Source organism: Alistipes sp. D31t1_170403_E11, assembly GCF_015553985.1.
Lineage (GTDB): Bacteria > Bacteroidota > Bacteroidia > Bacteroidales > Rikenellaceae > Alistipes > Alistipes montrealensis.
This window is the reverse complement of sequence record NZ_JADNHQ010000002.1, coordinates 232622-252723: the sequence shown is the minus strand read 5'-3', so window position 1 is coordinate 252723 and position 20102 is coordinate 232622. Positions and strand designations below refer to the sequence as shown.

General features: G+C 59.6%; 17 protein-coding genes. 14 read left to right on the top strand and 3 right to left on the bottom strand.

Features of this window, described 5'->3' with window-relative positions; genetic code table 11:
• The first annotated feature begins 98 nt into the window (after window positions 1-98).
• Window positions 99-4031, top strand: a complete 3933-nt coding sequence (locus I2E69_RS04515) for a two-component regulator propeller domain-containing protein (protein ID WP_195459117.1) — start codon at window positions 99-101, stop codon at window positions 4029-4031.
• A 71-nt stretch (window positions 4032-4102) separates the two neighbouring features.
• Here I2E69_RS04515 and I2E69_RS04510 read toward each other — a convergent pair whose 3' ends face one another.
• The 3 genes from I2E69_RS04510 to I2E69_RS04500 all read right to left on the bottom strand — a co-directional run bounded on the left by I2E69_RS04510 (window position 4103) and on the right by I2E69_RS04500 (window position 7118).
• Window positions 4103-5086 (bottom strand): CorA family divalent cation transporter, encoded by a 984-nt coding sequence (locus I2E69_RS04510; RefSeq protein ID WP_195459114.1) that lies wholly within the window; start codon window positions 5084-5086, stop codon window positions 4103-4105.
• Between the two features lie 68 nt (window positions 5087-5154).
• A complete protein-coding gene (locus I2E69_RS04505; RefSeq protein ID WP_195459112.1) occupies window positions 5155-5712 on the bottom strand; it encodes an MqnA/MqnD/SBP family protein in 558 nt (185 codons plus the stop codon).
• A gap of 179 nt (window positions 5713-5891) precedes the next feature.
• Complete coding sequence (locus I2E69_RS04500; protein WP_195459108.1) at window positions 5892-7118, bottom strand: glycoside hydrolase family 27 protein; 1227 nt, start codon at window positions 7116-7118, stop codon at window positions 5892-5894.
• 948 nt (window positions 7119-8066) lie between these two features.
• On the opposite strand from I2E69_RS04500, the gene I2E69_RS04495 reads away from it, so the two are divergent.
• From I2E69_RS04495 to I2E69_RS04435, 13 genes are all read left to right on the top strand, one after another.
• Window positions 8067-8387 (top strand): hypothetical protein, encoded by a 321-nt coding sequence (locus I2E69_RS04495; RefSeq protein ID WP_229095381.1) that lies wholly within the window; start codon window positions 8067-8069, stop codon window positions 8385-8387.
• A 167-nt stretch (window positions 8388-8554) separates the two neighbouring features.
• Window positions 8555-9532, top strand: a complete 978-nt coding sequence (locus I2E69_RS04490; RefSeq protein ID WP_195459106.1) for a hypothetical protein — start codon at window positions 8555-8557, stop codon at window positions 9530-9532.
• Between the two features lie 71 nt (window positions 9533-9603).
• Complete coding sequence (locus tag I2E69_RS04485) at window positions 9604-10830, top strand: phage portal protein (RefSeq protein ID WP_195459103.1); 1227 nt, start codon at window positions 9604-9606, stop codon at window positions 10828-10830.
• 277 nt (window positions 10831-11107) lie between these two features.
• On the top strand, window positions 11108-11581 hold the full coding sequence (locus I2E69_RS04480) for a hypothetical protein (RefSeq protein ID WP_195459100.1): 474 nt from the start codon (window positions 11108-11110) through the stop codon (window positions 11579-11581).
• On the top strand, window positions 11556-11981 hold the full coding sequence (locus tag I2E69_RS04475) for a phage holin family protein (RefSeq protein WP_195459097.1): 426 nt from the start codon (window positions 11556-11558) through the stop codon (window positions 11979-11981). The genes I2E69_RS04480 and I2E69_RS04475 overlap by 26 nt, the downstream gene beginning before the upstream one ends.
• Complete coding sequence (locus tag I2E69_RS04470; RefSeq protein WP_195459094.1) at window positions 11974-12375, top strand: structural protein P5; 402 nt, start codon at window positions 11974-11976, stop codon at window positions 12373-12375. Before I2E69_RS04475 ends, I2E69_RS04470 begins: the two co-directional genes overlap by 8 nt.
• Before the next feature lie 34 nt (window positions 12376-12409).
• Entirely contained in the window at window positions 12410-13888 is a 1479-nt protein-coding gene (locus I2E69_RS04465; RefSeq protein ID WP_195459090.1) for a ComEC/Rec2 family competence protein, read from the top strand.
• Window positions 13885-15030, top strand: a complete 1146-nt coding sequence (locus I2E69_RS04460; protein ID WP_195459088.1) for a THUMP-like domain-containing protein — start codon at window positions 13885-13887, stop codon at window positions 15028-15030. Before I2E69_RS04465 ends, I2E69_RS04460 begins: the two co-directional genes overlap by 4 nt.
• A gap of 35 nt (window positions 15031-15065) precedes the next feature.
• Window positions 15066-16370: a YhjD/YihY/BrkB family envelope integrity protein gene (locus tag I2E69_RS04455; protein WP_195459085.1), complete on the top strand. Its 1305-nt coding sequence runs from the start codon at window positions 15066-15068 to the stop codon at window positions 16368-16370.
• A gap of 20 nt (window positions 16371-16390) precedes the next feature.
• On the top strand, window positions 16391-17170 hold the full coding sequence (locus I2E69_RS15385) for a Rossmann-like and DUF2520 domain-containing protein (protein WP_195459082.1): 780 nt from the start codon (window positions 16391-16393) through the stop codon (window positions 17168-17170).
• Window positions 17146-17691, top strand: a complete 546-nt coding sequence (locus tag I2E69_RS04445) for a KdsC family phosphatase (RefSeq protein ID WP_195459079.1) — start codon at window positions 17146-17148, stop codon at window positions 17689-17691. The genes I2E69_RS15385 and I2E69_RS04445 overlap by 25 nt, the downstream gene beginning before the upstream one ends.
• Before the next feature lie 225 nt (window positions 17692-17916).
• Entirely contained in the window at window positions 17917-19383 is a 1467-nt protein-coding gene (locus I2E69_RS04440; protein ID WP_195459077.1) for an oligosaccharide flippase family protein, read from the top strand.
• 14 nt (window positions 19384-19397) lie between these two features.
• Window positions 19398-20099, top strand: coding sequence for a peptidylprolyl isomerase (locus I2E69_RS04435; RefSeq protein ID WP_195459074.1), 702 nt, complete (start codon window positions 19398-19400; stop codon window positions 20097-20099).
• Window positions 20100-20102 lie beyond the last annotated feature (3 nt).

The window sequence follows — 20102 nt, the reverse complement described above, 5'->3', positions numbered from 1 at the left end:
ATAGTACGAACGTGGGCAATAGAAACGTCTTTTTACTCATTTTTGCAAGTACGGTCCTTACGTGCTGGTGTCCGGGGCTTTTTGCCGGTAATCTGAGAATGATCTCCAGCAGGGAGGGGATCAGCAACAACTCTATTCTGTGCCTGAACCAGGACACGGACGGTTATATCTGGCTCGGGACCTGCGAAGGCCTCAATCTGTGGGACGGACAGCGCATGGTCTGCTATCCGCAGGAAGGCAGCGGGATGAAACCTCTGTCGGGAAACCTGATCGAGAAGATCCAGCCCACCCGGGACCGATACTACTGGCTTCGGACCAATTACGGTCTCGATCTCATGCACCGGACCAAGGTCGTCGAACAGCACAAGGAGTTTCAGGGAACCTATTTTCTGATCAGCCGGGACAAATCCGAGACGATCGTACTCACCCAGGACGGCAGTTTCTACGGCTACTGTGAGGAAACCGCCTCTTTTCAGCGGATTCCGGATGCATTTCGGTTCGATTCGTACCTCACTTCCTGGACCGGAAAGAGCGATTCCGTCTTTGTTTTCCGGAAGGACGGAATTTACCGGACGGTTTTCGCGGCCCGGAAACCGGGAGAGCCGTGCAATTTCGGGGGACTCGACCGGGTGCTGCCGATAGAACTCAGTTATGCCTTTGCAGACAAGGATACGGTGATACTGATCGACGCCAAAGGCGTGTTGTATAGCTTCGATCCGGCGACGGAAGTGCTCGAATATATCGCGAATATCCGTTCGGAGATCAGTCGGTACGGAATGGTTTCCTATGCGATCCGTTACGGCAACGATTTTCTTGTTTCCTTCCTTTTCGACGGCGTGACAAAACTTCGTTTTACGCCGGAAAGCCCCCGTAAATATGTCATGGAGCGGTTGGACATCAACTGCGGCGTGTTCTGCCTGCTCAGGGATGCGAAGCAGGATATCGTCTGGATCGGCAGCGACGGGCAGGGATTGTTCATGTATGCGAACGGCGAGGTGTCGTTCCATTCGTACAGCTACGACAAACTGCCCTACAACCTTTCCAAACCGGTCCGGAGCCTGCTGCTCGATTCGCGGGGCACGCTGTGGTTTGCGACGAAAGGGGAAGGTATCATTCAGATTCCCGGATTCTCCACGGCCGACAAGCCGACGGAGATCGTCCAGATAAACGGTCCGGGGTCGGGGCTTGCCGATCACGCCGTTTTCGCTTTGGAGGAGAGCTCCCGGGGGCTTGTGTGGATCGGGTCCGAAGGGGCCGGGATCAATTACAAGCCATTCGCCGGGAACGAAATCCGGACGCTGGGCGGAGATGTGCCTCCGGACCTGCGTTATGTGCACGCCATTCGGGAGAGCGACAGGGATACGTTGTGGGTCGCTACGGTGGGGTGCGGCGTCTTCCGGCTGGTTATCGGCGACAAGGGCGGTATTCCTTATGTCCGGGAGTGGAAGAAACTGGATTTCGGGAAAGCGCTGGAGAACAAGAACTTCTTTTTCACCTTGTTCGAAGATGTGGACCATACGCTCTGGATCGGCAATCGCGGAGGCGGGCTGGTCCATTACTTCCCCGACAGCGACACTTGTACCGTCACCACGTTCGACGACTCGCGGGCGGAGATAGCCAACGATGTCTGGGCCATCCTTCGTGCCAAAGACGGGAAACTCTGGATCGGGACGAGCTGGGGACTGCTCCAGCTCGAAGACGACGGAACCGTGCGGGAAACTCCCATCCGCAATATCATTCACGGGATACTCGAAGACAGCGAAGGAAAACTCTTCCTTACTACGAACAGCGGGCTCGTAAGGTACGACCCGCAAACCTCCTACCAGGCGAAATACGGGTATTCGTACGGGATATACACCATTGAATACAGCGACGGGGCCGCCTATAAAGACCCTCGGAGCAATACGCTGTTCTTCGGGGGAACCAACGGATTCGTCGTTATGGAGCAGACCCGCTACAAGGCCGAACCGTTCTATCCCGAACTGCTTTTCCGGAGCGTGCGGATCGACGACCGGCTGATTCCTTTCGAAGATGCGGTCCGCGAAGACAGTACGTTGGTCATCGGTCCCCGTGAAAGACTCTACGATGTGGGTGTAATCGCCCTCGACTACATCAACGGCAGCAATTATGTCTATCTCTACAAGATCGAAGAGGCGGAGAACCGATGGATGGAATCCCCTTCGGAGATACTGTTCGCGGAAAAGAATCCCGGGAAATACCGGTTGAACGTACGATACAAGAATATTATCACGGGAGATACCAGTCCGGTCAAATCCCTGACGATCATCATCAAGGCCCCCTGGTACAGTAGCCGGTTCGCCAAATGCGCCTATCTGCTCCTGTTTTTGCTTACCACTGCTCTGGCCGGCCGGCATCTGTATAAAAGACGCTGGCGGAAAAGGGCGGCGGCCATGGAACGGCTGGAAGCCAGCCGGAAAGAAGAGGCTCTCGATTCGCAGCTCCACCTGATGGAGAACCTCGCCCAGCAGATGGCTGTTCCGGTATTCATGGTGTCCGTACCCTGCCAGCAGATTTTAGAATATCCCGAATCCGATGATTACATCCGGATGCGCATGAAAAGGATTCTCCAGCAGAGCGCGAAGTTGGGCAATATCATCCACATGCTGCATGATTTCAGGGAGTCGAGCGAGTCGAACAAGGTAAACGTGAAAATATTCTCCGTCACGGAATACATGATGGAGATCACGAAGAGCTACGTTTCGTTGGCGGAAGAGAAGGGGATTGCGCTCAGGGTCGACGTGCCCCAGGGGCTTCTTTGGACGAGTGACCCGAAACGGGTTGCCGCCATAACGGATATGATGATGACCAATGCCTTCCTCCATGTGGTCCGGAAGGGGCGGATCGGGTTCGAAATAACGTCCGACGGGGACCGGTTCGTTATCCGGCTCGAAGTCGAAGGCAAATGGATCGGTGAAGCGGATTTCAGGCGGCTGACCGACCGGTACGACATCATGGCGGACTTTCAGAAGCGGGGCAAACAGGGCAAGTCCTTTCAGGACGAGATGCGGCTTGTCGTCTGCTTTAATTATGTGGCGCGGCTCGGCGGTGTGATGCGGTTTCGGGATAACGGCGGCTCTTTCTCGTTCGAAATCGAACTTCCGCCGCTCACCGTTTCCGATTCCCGGACGGACACAACCCAGGACTCCATCGGGGAGTTTACGGAGGAATACCTGCTGAACAGCCATATCCTGATGATCGAAAAGGAGGGTATCCGGCAGTTCGACACGGCGGCCGACAGGCAAACCCTGTTCATTATCGGCTCCGATGCGGGAATCATCAACTCCATCGCGGATATGTTCTCCGAAGAGTATAATATTCGAACCTTCAGCAAGCCGGCGAAATTCACCGAGGGGATGCAGGCCGGGCATCCCGACATCATTCTTTGCGAGAATATCTCGATGCGGAGCGAAATCGAGGCGCTGATGGTTTCCGTCAAGAAGGACCGGATGACGGTCAAGATTCCCATCGTGCTTATTACCAGCCTGCAGCATGTCGATTCGCTGACGGATGAATATGCGGACTCGGTACTGTCCCTGCCCATAAACGTCAAGGCGCTGCAAGCTGCCGTGAAGCAGAATCTAAACCGGATCAGTTCGCTCCGGGAATATTACAATTCGGCCATCAGCGTCTACGAATTCAGCGGCGGCAAGATGCTGCACAGCGAGGACAAGATGTTCCTCGAAAAGATGTTCAAAGTCATTCAGGACAACATTTCGGACAGCGGAATGACGACCGGGACGATCGCCCGGAAAATGGGCATAAGCCTGAGGAACCTGTATCACAGGCTCGACGGGATCGTGACCGTCACCCCGAGCAACATCATCCGGGAATACCGGCTTACGTATGCGGAGCACCTGCTGACGAAGACGAAACTTTCCGTCGACGAAATCATCTATAAGGCCGGATTTACCAACAGGGGAACGTTCTTCAAGAACTTCCAGGCGAAATACGACTGTACGCCGAAGAGCTACCGAAAGCAGAAGATGGAAGATATGGAAGAACGCGAATAAGGAAGCCTTATTCGCGTTCTTCGGTTTTATCGGGGCCGTCCGGATGGAGGCCCCTTATGGGGTCGGAATCGTCAGAGCCACTTCTTGTACTTGAAGTACCAGATCGTCAGTGCAGAACAGAAGATCATCATCCCGATGGCGAAGATGTAGCCCAGGGGGATGTTCCAGCCGTTGCCGAGCGTCAGCGTCCAGTCCAGTTCGGGCATGAACTTGAAGTTCATGCCGTAGATCGACGCGATGAGCGTCGCAGGCATGAAGATCACGGCTGCCACGGAGAAGATCTTGACGATCTCGTTCTGCTCGATGTTGATCAGACCCAGCGCCGCGTCCTGGATATAGTCGAGTCGCTGGAAACTGAAGTCGGCATGGTTGATCAGCGAGTTCACGTCCTTGATCATCAGTTGCAGGCGCGGGTAGATGTCGTTGGGGAACCGCTCGGAGCGCAGGATGCCCGAGAGTACGCGCTGGCGGTCGAAGATATTCTCGCGCAGCGACATCGTCGACTCCTGCAGGGCGCTGATACGGTGGAGCACCTCCTTGTCGATCGAGTCTTCGGAGTTGATGTCCTTCGAGAGCGCTGCGACCTGTTTGGCGATCAGCTCCACGAGGTCGGCATCGAAGTCGATGCGTACTTCCAGCAGTGAAATGAAGAGGTGGTAACCGGTCGAGTAACTGCGGTAGTTCATCTGGAGCCGCTTTTCCGTCTCGCGGAAGGTCCTGAATTCGGCGTTGCGCACCGATACGAGCACGCCCTCGTTCGAAATGATGAACGACACCGGTTCGACGATAAACGAGTCGCCCGTGGGGACGAAGAAATTGGAGTTGGAGATGATGGAGTTTTCGTTCTCGGAGTATTTCGAGGTCGACTCGATCTCCTCGACCTGTTGTTTGGTCTGGAGGCTGATCTCCATGAAGTTCTCGACGGCCTTCTGCTCCTTGATCGTAGGCAGCAACATGTCGATCCACAGGATGTCGTCGTAGCCCAGTTCATCGAAGAGCTTGGTGTCGGCATTGCGGATGATCTTGTTGTATTGCTTGAGGTAAATTGTAATCATAAGACGCTCTCTTAAAGTTCGTGAATCCGTTTACGTGCAGAGAGGCGGACCGCTGCCCGCTAGGCTCTTCAGCCGGGATTGGCTCTCGGGGCTACCTTGAGGCCCGAGTTCCAGAACTTTTTCAGCGCTTTGTCTTTCTGATTGTCGAAGATGTAGTCGAAATGTGCCAGTTCCCCGTAAGCGTGCCCGGGATCGGCTGCGAAGGCCGATTCGAGGATCGCTTCATAGCTGTGTTCGAGACCGTAGGTCAGTGCGTGCTGCAGGGCCTCGACCGTGTCGGGGTCCACGTCGGCGTGCGCCACCCAGACGGCGAAGGCGCAGGGAAGTTTTCCGAACGGTTTCCACGCCTCGGCGAATACGTCGTCGCTGGTGAGCAGCGCCTCCTTTGCGGCGGGAACGCCTCCGACACAATATTCGGTGATGATGCGTGCCCCGGCCAGCGACGGCACGGCGGCGGCAGACACCAGGGCGATGTCGGCTTTGTGTTCGGAAAAGGTGCGGATTACTTCGGAAGGATCGGACAACAACAATTCGGCACGGAAGTTATCTGCGTGCTGAATACCATAGATGAATGGCGTCGTGCTGAGGCACGACACGGCGGCTATACGTGGAACTATGACCATCATCCATAAAGTGTAAAACTGTTGGTTCGTGGAACAAAGATAGGATATATTCCTGAAAAAAGGGCGAAATACGAAAGATTTCTTTTCGGAACGGCTCCGCAGCGGGCCGCAGCCGCGCTGCAAAAGACGCCGCCCCCGAAAACACGGGGTTTCCGGGGGCGGGCGGGGAACAGTCCGCAGAATCAGTTCGTCTTAACCGGGGTCAGGCGGTAAAGCACCACGTCCTCGGCCGGAACGAGCACCTCACGGACGCGGTTCGTGCGAAACTGTTTGCCTCCGGACCAGAGATCGCGCCCCTGGTAGACCACCTTGTCGAAATCCGTCGAGCGCTGCGAGACCTCCACGTCGGTGAAGCAGAAGCGCCGCCAGTCGATCAGGTAACGGCGCGGTTCCTGCGTGCGGTTGAAAAGGCAGAAAGCCCAGTCGCCGCCGGCCAGCGGCTTGAACCAGATTTCCAGTCCGTTATCCGTTTCGTAGCGAAGCCCCTGCACACCCAACGGATCCTGGTCGATGGCAATCGCCTCCTTGTTGAGCAGGATGGCCGCCGTCTCTTGCGGCATCGCGCGGAGGTCGTTGCCCAGAATCAGCGGGGCGGCCATCATGCACCACATCGTGAAGTGCGCGCGGTCCTGGTTCACAGACATGCCGTTGCCGACTTCGAGCATGTCGGGATCGTTCCAGTGGCCCGGTCCGGCATAGCGGCGCAGCCCGGCGTTGGAGTCGAGGTTCTCCAGCACGGTGCGGGGTTTCCATGCGCCGGGCTCGGCCTCTATCGGACCGGCGAACACTGCACCGATATCCCCCGTCGAACGCCACATGTGGCCGACCTCCGACTCCCATTCCCAGGGTTTGTTGGAGCCCCATTCGCACATCGAGAAGAGGATCGGACGGCCTGCGGCGCGAAGCGCATCGCGCATCAGCGTATAGGCCCCTACCGGGTTGATATTTTCATTGTGACACCAGTCGTATTTCAGGTAGTCGATTCCCCAGCGGGCATACTGGAGGGCGTCCTGGTATTCGTGTCCGAGGCTGCCGAAACGTCCGGCGCAGGTCTTGTGTCCGGCGTCGGAGTAGATACCCAGTTTCAGTCCCCGGGCGTGGATGTAGTCCGCAAGCGCCTTCATGCCGCCGGGAAAATGTTCCGGGTCGCACTGCGGAAATCCGTCGGCGTCACGATCGGGAGCGTGCCAGCAGTCGTCGATGTTGATGTAAACATACCCGGCGTCGGCAAGGCCCGAAGCGACCATGGCATCGGCCGTCTCCCGAATCATCCGCTCGTCGACGTTGCGGCCGAATTTGTTCCAGGAGCTCCAGCCCATCGGAGGGGTTTCGGCTAGGCCCTCCCATTTCTGGGCATGGGTGATCGCCGCACAGCAGAGGGCAGCGCAAAGGAAAAGAAATCGTTTCATAATTATTAGTTTGGTTGGTAAATAAATTTATCTATAATCTGATTATTTATAAAACTTATTACAAATATAGCTACTTTCACGAAAATCGGGCTTGTTTTTCCATAAAATTTAGAAAAAGTGCTCCGGGGTCTTGACAAGGGGGTATCCGGTGTTGTATATTTGCCGTACAATTCACAGCCAGCCGTCGCGGCGGTCAAGTTATCAACATGTAGAAACTGCTCTGTTTCTGAAAATTGTGAATTGTTATTTCTGCTTATCAACAAGTTTTCAACCCGTTGTTAACAACCCGGATGCCTTCCGGGCCCGGATGTGCCGTCCCTGTTTCTTTGTCCTTTTCTGCCGGGCAGGCCTCTCTTACCCATGTCATCATCTCTAAAAACATTTCCATGCAATTCACACAAATTCCGCAACAGTACGCCCCGCTCGGCGGGGAACTCCGCTATGCCGTCAGCCGGGAGGAGGCCGGGAACATCGACATCCGGATTGCCGGAGCCGCAGACGCTGCGCTGCTGGGCGCAAAACGGTTTGCGGCCGTAACCGAAGCCGCATTCGACGCGGCGCCCTACCTGCGCCGCCGACTCCGGTTCGTCCCCGCAACGGGTAAAACCGGGTTTTATTCCGCCGGGGGAAGGACCGTCTCGGTCGTTGTCGAAGCCTCGGAAACGGACGGCGGGACAATCGCGGCAACATCCCCGGCGCGTACGTTCCTGCCGGGCGTCGAGGCTCCCGCAGGGCCGTGCCTGCGCACCTCGATGCCTCTGAACCGGCTGATTCCGGAGGGCGCGTGCGACGAACTGACATTGTTAACCTCCGGAGCCTGTGCCGTGACGGTGACGGCCGAAGCCGGGGATTCTACGACGGCCGAAAGCTACCGCACGGCTGAATCCGGACTGCACCTTTTCCGCCTCGACACGCGCGATTTCCAGGGTGCGGAGTGTATAACGGTGGATGCCGGGGCGTGCAGAGCGGCCTGCGCCCTCGCTGGCGCAGAATATTGCCCGGGGATGGGACTGCCTGCTGGCCAACATCGGCCTGCGGCCCGGAGCCGCGTTGCCCGCCGACCGCAACGTCCTCCATTTCGACGAGGAGGTCCAGGCCCTGCGGCGCCGTTCGGCCATCGCCGCCGACGAAGCCCGCCGCCAGGCCGCGCCGACGCGTACACAGTCCCGGGAGGATCCCTCCTACGGCGATACGGTCCGGTCGGCGAACGAACGCGCCTATGCCGAAGACGCAAAACGCTTCCGCTGTCAACAGCGGAAGCGCAATTAAAAATTAAAAATGAAGAATTAAGAATTTAAAATTGCCGAAGGGGAAGCCTCCCTTATCAAAGGGAGGTTTGGAGGGATTGTCGACATAAAAATGGAAGTCAGGCAACATCCGTCCTCAACGGTAAAACGAACAACCAAATTCAACAAACATTTAAAAACACAACATCCATGACTTATCTTGAAAATTCGAAACAGTACACCGGTTCCGACCTCGAAAACATTTTCTTCCGCCCGATGCTGACCGGAGAGTCGGCGCAGGAATTGGGTGTGCGCGTACTTTACAACATGCCCCAGCCCACGCACATCCAACTTTGGGACGGGCAGCGCAACATCCTCCAGAAATTCACCTCCGCGGGCTGGACCGGAGGCAACCCGGCCACCAAGTACGAAAAGACGGTCAGCCTCAGCCGGGTGAAAGCCGAACTGGGATTCTCGGCCGCCGACTACTTCTCGATGGTCTACGAAAAGATCACCGCGCTGGCCAACGTCAATATGGACGACCTCTCCGGGACGGAGCTCGAACAAGCTGAAACGGCGCTCTTCAAACAGGCGCTCGCCGAGAATATCCGCGTCACGATGTGGCTCGGCAACACCGCCTCCGCGACGGGTTACAATACTTTCGATGGTTTCCTCAAGCCGATCAACAGCCTGGCCGGCGACGAGGCCATTTACTGCTTTGCCTACCAGGCGTCGGAGCTCGCGGACCCGGCCTGTGCGGTCGAGGTGTTCGACAAACTGTGGACCGGGGCCGATCCCCGTGTCCGCGACCTCAAGGCCGACGGGCAACTGGTTTATTTCGTGTCGTCGGACATTTATCACCTTTACGAGAAATACCTCGATTCGAAGGGTGCGGACGCCGCCTATACCGATGCGATGAACGGCCGCCGGGCGTTGGCCTATCACGGAATCCCCGTCGTGGCCGTACGGCTGGGCAGTTACCTCGGCGCAACCACCTTCCGCCAGTCGTTCGCACTGCTCACCGACCGCCGCAACCTCGTCCTGGCCGTCAATACGGCCGACATGCCCGGCAACGAAGTGCGCATGTGGTATAACCCCGACGAGATGGAGAACCGCCAGCGTGCAGTCTTCATGGCCGGCAGCGAAATCCTCGACGAGGCGCTGATCTCCTTTGCCTACAAGCCGTAAAAAACCGGGGACGTGCATCCGCAGGAGTCTTTTCCTGCGGATGCCGGACTCACTGAAACCCGAAAAACGCCATGAGCAAAACGAAAAAAATCAAAACCGCCGTGGGGGTCGCCGACCGCACGGACCCTTACTTCGCGCTGGGGTCGTCGCGGGTCGACAGCGATAAATTCTGGCGCTGGGGCGACGATAACCTCTTTCCGGCGGCGCTGGCGCTGATGGCCCGGCGTTCGACGACCCACCGGCGTATCATCAACGACAAGGCCGATTACATCTCGGGCAAGGGATTTACATGCGACGAGGCCCGGCAGCCGCTGCTGGCCGAATTTGTCCGGCGCGTCAACGGCAGCGGCGAGAGCCTGAGGCAGGTGCTCAACAAACTGGCTTTCGACAAGTCGCTGTTCGGCAATGCCTTCCTCGAAGCGGTCACCGACCCCGGACACACCTATTTGTCGCTCTACCACCAGGACGCCTCGCGCTGCCGCGTGGCTCGCGACTCGAAACACATCCTCCTGCATCACGACTGGGCGGCATTCAGGCCCGCCGAAGCGCGGTCGCTGCCGCTCTATCCCGATTTCGAAGTGCAGGACGACGGCACGCTGCGCTCTATGATCCACTACAAGGATTACGAACCCATGTTCGAACACTACGGCGTGCCGCCCTATATCGCGGGGTTCAGCGTTTCGGCGATCGCCTGGAAGACCGACCGCTGGAATATCTCGCGGCTCGACAATTCGTTCCAGTTGTCGGGCGTGATGATGCTCGACTCGTCGGTGGACAACGAGGCCGAAGCCGAACGCATCGTGCGGCTGGCTGAACAGAAGTTCGCCGGGAATCCCGGGCAGGTGATGTTCGTCATCCGGGACGGCGGCGAGGACGACAATTCGCGTTTCATCCCCATTGCCGCACAGAACGAGGGCGACTGGCAGGCGCTGCACGAACAGGCCGTCGGGGACATCGTCGTGGCCCACTCGTGGTTCCGGACGCTGAGCGGGCTGGACTACGCGGCGGGCTTCAGCGCCGAGCGCATCCTCCACGAATACGAGGTGGCGCTCAACACGGTAATTCTGGCCGAGCAGGCCGAACTGACCGAGCCGATCCGGGCCCTTGTGGCTTCGGTTCTGGGACTCGACACCGCCTCGCTGCAAATCGTCAACCGTCCGCCGACCCGTTCGAAACCCATCTACATGAAGGTCTGGGAGGCCCGTAAGGCCGACGGGCTCGACTACGATCCGGAGGACCCGAAACAACAGGCCTTTTTATCCGAAATTACGAAGTACAATATCAAGAGTATCGAATAAACGCATAGTTTTCGCGGGATCGAATGTCGTTCTTGCGGCGTACCGTCGCGGGGCATTCTGCCGCTTTTGGTGGCAAAAGCGGCGCAAAACCATCCGCATGTCGCTTTCGCGGGATCATCCTCCGGCCCGCGCTGAGCGGGCGCAGTAAGATCGAGCCTTTACAGCCTCCCGCTCCGGGCGCGCGGCCCCTCGGACGATCTTTTTCCGCTCCAAGCGAGAATGCGGAATTATGTTACCGTAGAACCGGTACGCTTTTCACTTTTAACCTTCCACCTTTATGAACACGTTAATCACCCCTTTACAGGTCCTGCGCCTCGCTTTCGGCGACGGGGAATACCTGCCGCCCGAAACCATCACGGAGGCCGACATCGCCGCCGCTGAGCAGCGTTACATCGTTCCGGTCATCGGGCGGGCGCTTTACGAAAAACTTCTCGGCGGCTCCTATGCCGGTTTTCGGACCGAATACCTCGCGGCCCCGACGGCTCTCTTCACGCGTGTAGCCGTCCAGCCGCGGCTCGACATCCGCACCGGACAGTGCGGCACGACGGCCCCGAAATCCGCCTATACCCAGCCGGCCGGGGACACGGCCCGCCGACACCTGCGGCGCGCTCTGCTGGCCCAGGCCCGGACGCTGCTGCGCCGTGCCGCCGAACACCTCTGCGCCCACGGGACGGAGTTCCCGGAATACGACCCCGAAAAAGACATCTTCAACCGCTGTACGACCGATGGAGGCTTTGTTCAGGTTCGTTAGCGGCGCGGCGGCAGGGATTGCCGCGCTGTTCGCGCCGATCGGGCCGCTGGTGGCCACGACCGTCGTCTTCATCGGCGTCGACTTCCTTTCGGGGGTGGCCGCCGACCGCGCCGCGGCCCTCCGCGAAGGGCGCGCTTGGTATTTCGAGAGTTGCAAGGCCTGGCGTACGGTGCTCAAACTCACGCTTGCGGTCACGGCGATCTCGATGGCGTGGCTGATCGACAGTTGCGTCCTGGATTTCATGCCGTTGAACCTGGCCCGGCTCCTCACGGGATTCACCTGCGGCGTGGAGCTGTGGTCGTTTCTCGAAAACGCCGCACAACTTTCCGACGCTCCGTTGTTCCGCTGGCTGCGCCGTTATGTGCGCCGCCGTATCCGGAAGGAGGCAGGCGATGAGTAGGGGGCTGGCGAACTGTAATCCGGGGAATATCCGGCAGTCGAAGGTCCGCTACAAAGGCGAGATGCGGCCTTCGCGCGATCCGGCCTTCAAGCAGTTCGAATCCCTCGCATGGGGCTACCGGGCTGTCTTCATGCTGCTGCACACTTACCGGATTCGTCATGGACTGCGGACTGTCCGCGGAATGATTTCCCGATGGGCTCCGCCGTCGGAGAACCACACCGAAGCCTACATCCGCGCCGTGACCGCCGATACGGGCATCGGGCCCGACGAACCGGTCGATACGTTGGATCCGGCGACGATGATTCCCCTTGCTGCTGCCATTTCCCGCGTGGAAAACGGTGTCGTAGCGGACCGGGACGAAATCGGGCGCGGCTGGGCGCTGTTTATCGGCTGATTTTGCTATCTTTACGGCTCGATAGACTATCCGGATGAAGATTTCCCGCCTGTTCGCGCGGCTCGACCGCATGCCGATGCTTAGGATTCTCGTGCCTTTCGCCGCGGGAATCGCCCTGGCAGGCCGCTATGCATTGCCCCTGTGGTTTCTCGCAGGGGCTTTCGTATCGGCGGGGCTCGTGGCGCTGTTGCTGCGCTCGTCGGCCGCCACGGCGGCGATGATCGTCACGGCGGGATTTGCCGCGGCGCAGCTTCGTGTGCCCGAGCCCACTGTCCCGCGCGGCGTGCATACGGCCTATGAAATCGAGGTCGAGGGATTTCCTGCCGACCGGGGGCGTTACCTCTCCGCCGATGCGTCGGTCGCCGCATGGCGCAGTCCTGTAGACGGGCATTGGCATGCCTCGGACGCCCGTATCAGGCTTTATGCCGATTCGCTTACCGGGTTGCAGCCCGGGGAGCGTATCCGCTGCCGGGGTACGGTGAGGCCGCTGTGGGGCGGGGCGGAGAGCTACCGCCTGCTCATGGAGCGGCGGGGGTATGCCGGAACCCTGTGGATCGCGGAACAGACGATTCTCGAACGGCTGCCGGGGCGGCACGCGGGCCTGCACCGGGCGGCTGTCGAAAGGCTCTCCCGGCTGCCGATGGAGCCGCAGGCCGCGGCGGTCGTCGAGGCCATGGCGGCGGGCGAGCGGCGGGGCATTACGCCCGAACTCCGTGCGGCGTACTCCCGGAGCGGGTTGTCGCACCTGCTGGCCGTATCGGGCCTGCATACGGGGATCGTTTTCGTGTTGGTAAACCTTGCGCTGTGGTGGCTGCCCCTGCTCCGGCGGGGACATCTCCTGCGTAATGTTCTGGCGGCGGGGGCCGTGTGGCTCTTCGTCGCGGCGGCGGGATTTCCGCCCAGCGCCGTCCGGGCCGCTGTGATGTGCACCGTGTTGCAGGCGGCATTGGCCTCGGCGTCGGAATACGTCGGACTGAATGCCCTGGCCGCGGCCGGATTCGGCATGCTGGTCTGGAATCCCAACTGGCTGGGAGACATCAGCTTCCAACTTTCGTTCATTGCCGTGGCGGCTATTCTCGCCTGGGGCGTGCCGCTCTGCCGCCGCTGCCGCACCCGGTGGAAGGCGCTGAACGTCGTGATCGACGCCTACCTGATCGGCCTGGCGGCCACGCTCGCCACGGCGCCGCTCGTCTCGCACACCTTCGGTGTCGTGCCGCTGGCCGGACTGGCGGTCAATCCGCTGGCCATTGCGCTGGCCGGGGTCGTGGTGTGCGGCGGCGCATTGTGGATGCTCCTGCCCGTCGGAATCCTCGCGCCCGTATTCGGGTTTGTCACGGGAACTGCCGCCGGGTGGATCAATGCGCTGGCCTGTTTGACCGCTTCGTTGCCCGGAGGTGCTGCCGACCACACCCTTGGCGGGTGGCAGACGGCGGCTGTTTATGCCGTTTTCGCACTTGCAACTGTTGCGGTGTGGAGCACCGAACCGAAAAAAAGCCTACCTTTGCGGATGTGATTACTCCCGAAGAATACTCCCTCCTGCTTACGGACGAAGTGCAGCGCGCTATTGCCGCCGCACGGGGCCGCGACCCGTTGGAAGTGGCGATGGACCGCGCCGTTCCCCATGCCCGGATCGTAGCTACGCAGGTCAAATACCTCGCACGGGCCGCCCGGAAACTTCCCTCGTACGCCGCGGCGCAGTGCATTCTCCCGCCGCTGGCTTTCGAACAGGCGTCGAGCGAAGCATGTGCCGCCCATAAGCGGATTGCGGGCGACAGTGTGCTGGACCTCACCTGCGGGCTGGGTGTCGATGCCTATTTCCTGAGCCGCCGCTTCCGCCGTGTGGTGACGCTCGAACGCAACGAAATGCTTGCCCGCGTGGCCGCGGAGAATTTTTCGAGGCTCGGCGCCGCGAATATCGAGGTCGTAAACACCTCCGCCGAAGAGTACCTGCAACGCGACGGCCTGTGTTTCGACTGGGTCTACGCCGACCCTGACCGCCGTTCGGCCGAAGGCCGCAAACTGGTGCGCCTGGAAGACTGTTCGCCCGACATTATCGCCCTGAAACCCCGTATCGACCGGATTTCGGGGCGTTTGTGTGTCAAAAATTCTCCGCTGTTCGATGTGGACGAGGCCCTCAGGCTCTTTCCCGACAGCCGCGTGGAGGTGTTGTCGCTGGGCGACGAGTGCAAAGAAGTGCTGATTTATGCCGACGGTTCGGGTCCCTCGGTCACTGCTACCGCCCTCGGGTGCGGCAGTTTTTCGGCGAACCCCGGCCAGACCGTCCCTCTTCCGGGACCGTTCGATCCGGCGCGTTACCGCTGGCTCGTTGCGCCGGACGTGGCGTTGCAGAAAGCCCGCCTTGCGCGGCTGCACCTGTCGGGCAGGGCCGATATGTGGAGCGAAAACGGTTACGGATTCGCCGCAGAGGAGCCGCAGGGCGTGCTGGGCCGGGTCTTTGCCGTCGAAAGCATCGAACCTTACGACCCCAAGCGGCTGAAGCGTGAACTGAAAGGCTGCGGTGCGGAGGTGCTCAAGCGCGACTTTCCGCTCGCCGCCGAAGAGTTGATGCGCCGCCTCGGATTACATCCCGGAGCCGACTTGCGGCTGGCGTTCACGAAAATAGGGAACGATTTTTGGGTTATACGGTTTAAATGACTACATTTGCGTATGCAACTTGAAGCCTGCGGTTTATGAAGCTCAGCGAATTCCTTACATACTTCACCGACACGATTTTCCGGCGCGATGTCACCGAATGGCGCAACCCCGTCGTCCGGTGGCTCGTCCAGCAATACAGGCTGTTGTTTTATACCGCCCGCGGCCTGCTCGAGCACGGAACCATCGTCCGCTCGGCGGCACTCACCTTCTATACGCTGATGTCGCTCGTTCCGATCGTCGCCGTGGTCTTCGCCGTCGTGAAGGGCTTCGGGCTGGCCGACGGACTGGTCCAGAACCTTTACGCCCTTTTCCCCCAGAACCCGGACATCGTGGACTACGTGGTCCAGTTCGCCGAAAACGCCCTGGTCCGCACGCAGGGCGGCGTGGTTGCCGCCGTGGCCCTCGTGATGCTTTTCTGGGCCGTGATCCGGGTCTTCGGGTCGATCGAAAGCGCTTTCAACAACATCTGGGAAGTCAAAGTCGAACGCAGCATCACCCGCCAGTGGACCGACTATATCGCCGTGGTGATGATCGTCCCGATCCTTTGGATCGTAGCCAACGCCGTGGGCAACTACGCCGAGGAACTGCTCGGATTCGACGACAGTTGGTATTTCAGCCTGCTGTCGCACCTCGCCTCGATGTTCGTCATCTGGGTGATGTTCACCTTCCTCTACATCATCATCCCCAACGCCAAAGTGCGCTTCGGGAGTGCGCTGATGGCCGGTATCGTCGCCGGGACGATCTTCCTGCTGTTCCAGTGGGGATATGTCTACGTCCAGCGGTGGATGACCTCGTACAACGCCATCTACGGCAGTTTCGCGGCCCTGCCGCTGTTTCTGATCTGGATGCAGACCTCGTGGGAGATACTCCTTTTCGGCGGCGAGTTGTCGTTCGCCTACCAGAATATCGCACGTTTCGGCGAGGAGCGCGAGTCGCTCTTGATCAGCTACGACCAGCGCCGCAAAGTGCTGCTCGCGGTGATGCTCTCCGTCGTGCGGCATTTCCGCAATGAGGGTGGTACGATGCCTGCGGACGAAATCCGCGAACGGCTCGGTCTGCCCACGCGTATCGTCAACGACGTGCTGTTCCAACTGGTGCAGGCCGGGCAGTTGATCGCCGTGCGCAGCGGCGACGGCGAGCGTGAAATGGGATTCACCCCGGCGCATGACATTGCTTCGATGACCGTTTACGGTGTACTGGAAGCGGTCGAGCACTCGGGGCAAACCACATTCGACCTCGGGCAGACGCCCGAACTCGCACGTGTCGACCGCGAACTGGAAATGCTGAAAGAATCCGCCCGCAAATCGCAGGACAACGTGCGGCTGGTGGACTTGCTGTAAAACCCAAACAGGAAGAGCCTATGAAACGCCTCGTCATCATCGGCAGCGGAAACCTCGCGGAAGCGCTGGCCCGTGCCGTCGCCAAGAGCGACCTGGAACTCGTGCAGATTTTCGCCCGCAATCCCGAACGGGCGCGCATTGTTGCGGAACAGTCTGCGACCGACTGGGCGACGCATCCCGAGATGCTTTGCAAGGAGGCGGACATCTACATCATCGCCGTCAGCGACAAGGCCGTGGAACACGTGGCTGCGACGCTTCCGATCCCCGAAGGCGCCGTCGTGGCCCACACCGCCGGCAGCGTGCCCCTCGCGGCTATTCCTGCGAAATTTGCCCGCCGGGCGGTTTTCTACCCGATGCAGACCTTCACCAAAGGCCGTGAAGTGGACTTCTCGGTCATTCCGGTTTTCCTCGAAACAGCCTCTTCCGATTTGCGGCCCGAACTGGAGGAGTTCGCCCGGAAACTCTCCGGAACGGTCGTCTGGGCCACCTCCGCACAGCGCGTAAAGGTACATCTCGCAGCGGTTTTCGCCTGCAACTTCGCCAATCACATGTATGCCGTGGGCGAACGCATCGTCCGCAGTGCAGGGCTCGATTTCGATGTGCTGAAGCCGCTGATCGCCGAGACTGCGGCCAAGGCCTGCGACGCCCGTTCGCCGCTCGACGTGCAGACGGGGCCCGCCGTGCGCAACGACTTTGCGACCAAAGCCCTCCACTGCGACCTGCTGTCGTTCGACCTTCGTTTGAAAAACATTTATTCTACGATAAGTCAAAGTATATGGGAAACTTCAAAGAAGATATAGCGCGCTGTGAAGCCTTCGTTTTCGATGTCGACGGCGTGATGACCGACGGGGGCATCATCCCCACGCTCGACGGCGATTTCATCCGCCGCTACAATGCCAAGGACGGTTATGCGCTGGCCTATGCGATCAAAATCGGCTATAAGGTCTGTATCATCACCGGCGGCCGGGGCCGGACGCTTGAAAACCGCCTCCGGATGCTCGGCATCGAGCATTTCTACGTCGACTGCATGGACAAGATCGCAGCCATCCGCGAATACATGGCCGGCCAGGGACTCGATCCGGCCAACGTGCTCTACATGGGCGACGATATCCCCGACCTGGAGTGTATGCGCGAAGTGGGCCTTCCGGTCTGCCCGGCAGACGCCGCGGCAGAGGTGATCGAGGCGTCGCGCTACGTCTCCGAGTTCCGGGGCGGCGAAGGGGCCGTGCGCGACATCGTCGAGCAGGTGCTGCGTGCCCGCGGCGACTGGGCCCGCGATTCGCGGGGCGTTACGCCTTCGTCGCTCGCAGCGTCGCGGTAAGGTTTTCCGGGAGAGGCCGGGTTTTTTCCCGGCAGACGGAAAAAGGTTTGGTCTGCTTTCTCTTCTTTCTTTGAAAGAAGGAGAAACTATGCGGGGTTTCCGGCTAAAATTTGTATCTTTGCCGGGCATAAAGCCCGGCTTGGATAGGCTGCGCCTCGGCAAATCCTCGTAAAACTTGGTTCTGCCCTCGCCTTGCGCTATCTTTGCAGGCTACAAGCCTCCGTTATGCTCGAAAAACTGGCCAAACAAACTGCCGTCTACGGCATCAGCACCATCGTAGTAAGGTTCCTGAGCTACCTGCTCACGCCTTACTATACCCGTGTTTTCGGGCAGGAGACCTATGGTATCGTTACCGACATCTATGCCCTTATTCCGCTGGCTCTCACGCTCCTGACGATGGGCATGGAGTCGAGCTATTTCCGTTTTTCGGCCAAGGCCGAGGCGGCGGGCGGCGATGTGAAGGCGGCCAAACGGCGGCTTTTCGCCACGACGTGGGGTGTCACCTCGCTCGCGGCGGCGGTGTTCTTCCTTGCAATGGCCTTTTTCCGTGACGGCATTGCCCGTATGATGGGCGAGGCCTATGTCGCACACCCCGAATATGTCGTCTGGGTCGGCCTGATCATCCTTTTCGACGTTTGGGCCTGCATTCCCTTCTCGCGGCTGCGCGAACAGGGCCGTGCCATGACCTTCGTGGGGCTCAAAGCCCTGAACGTCGTTCTGAACGTGGTGCTGGCCTTCGGGTTCGGCGCCGCAGGGCTGTTCGCCACGGAGTTCGGCGTGGGATGGGTCTTTGTCGCCAACCTCATTGCGAGCGTGGTGACGTGGGTGCTGATTCTGATGACCGCCGACCGTACTTTCCCGAAAATCAACTGGGCGCTGCTCGTCGCTGTCTTCGCCTATTCGCTGCCGCTGTTGGTGGGCGGGCTCGCCGGTACGGCCAACGAGTTCATCGACCGCCAACTGATCAAATACCTCGTTCCCGAGGGTGCTATGGCGCAACTGGGCATCTACGGCGCCATCACCAAGATCGCCGTGGTGATGATGCTTTTCTACCAGATGTACCGCCTGGCCGCCGAGCCGTTCTTCCTCTCGAATTTCAAGAAGTCGGACTTCGTGCAGATGAACGCCGCGGCGTTGAAGTACTACGTCATGGCCTCGATGGTCATTTTCCTCGGCATCGCGCTGTTCCGCGACCTCTTCGCGCTGATCGTGGGCCGCGATTTCCGCGAAGGCATCTTCATCCTCCCGGTGGTGCTCGGGGCGAACGTGCTGACGGGCGTCTGGCTCAACCTCTCGTTCTGGTACAAACGCGAGGAGCGGACTTCGCTGGCCATTGTCGTTACGGGTGCGGGACTTGTCGCCATCACCGTTTTCGGTTTCTGGCTGATTCCGCTGTGGGGCTACTACGGGGCTGCCTGGGCACGCCTGGCGAGCGAATCGGTCATGGTCGCCGTCAGTTGGTGGCTCAACCGCCGCTATTACCCGACTCCCTACGACTGGCGGCATATCGGCGAGTATGTCGGTGTGGCGCTCGTGGTTTTTGCCGCCTGCGAGGCTTTGACCGCCTTTGCGGACAATATGTTTGTAAGCTATGCGTTTAATATAGTGCTTTTTGCGTTGTATGCCGCCTACCTCGTCCGCCGCGAGCGGATCGACCTGGGGGCGATGCTGCGCGCATTCCTGCACAGGTAAAATTGAATCGGAGTATGCAGAAACGACTTTTTCCCCGAATTGCAGCCGCGGCCACGGCCGTCCTGCTCCTCGCCGCCTGCGGCCAACCCCGCCCGACTGGCTCCGCTGAGGTATTGCTGCATACCACGGCGGGCGACATCCGTATCGAACTCGATGGCCGTACGCCCCTTCACCGGGACAATTTCCTGAAACTGACCCGCGAAGGATTTTTCGATTCGGTCCTTTTCCACCGTGTGATCGCCGATTTTATGATCCAGGCCGGCGATCCCGCTTCGCGCCGGGCTCCGGCGGGCAAAATGCTCGGCGAGGCCGATGCAGGCTACCTGATTCCGGCCGAAATCGTCTACCCGGCGTTGGCGCATACGCGCGGTGCATTGGCTGCGGCCCGGACGCCCGATGAGATGAACCCCGACCGGAAATCCTCCGGAAGTCAGTTCTATATCGTCTGGGGCAATACTTTCGAGGACGAGGTGATCGATAAAATGCAGGAGCGGATTTCGGCGGCCACCGACGGCCGAATCGTGATTCCCGACTCGCTGCGGGCACTCTATAAAACCGTAGGCGGCACGCCGTTCCTCGACGGACAGTATACCGTCTTCGGCCGTGTGACCGAAGGGCTGGAGGTCGTCGAAGCCATCCAGGGCGTCGAGACCGATCCGGCCGACCGGCCGCTGGAAGACGTACGGATACTCAGCGCCGAGGTGGTGGAAAAATAGACG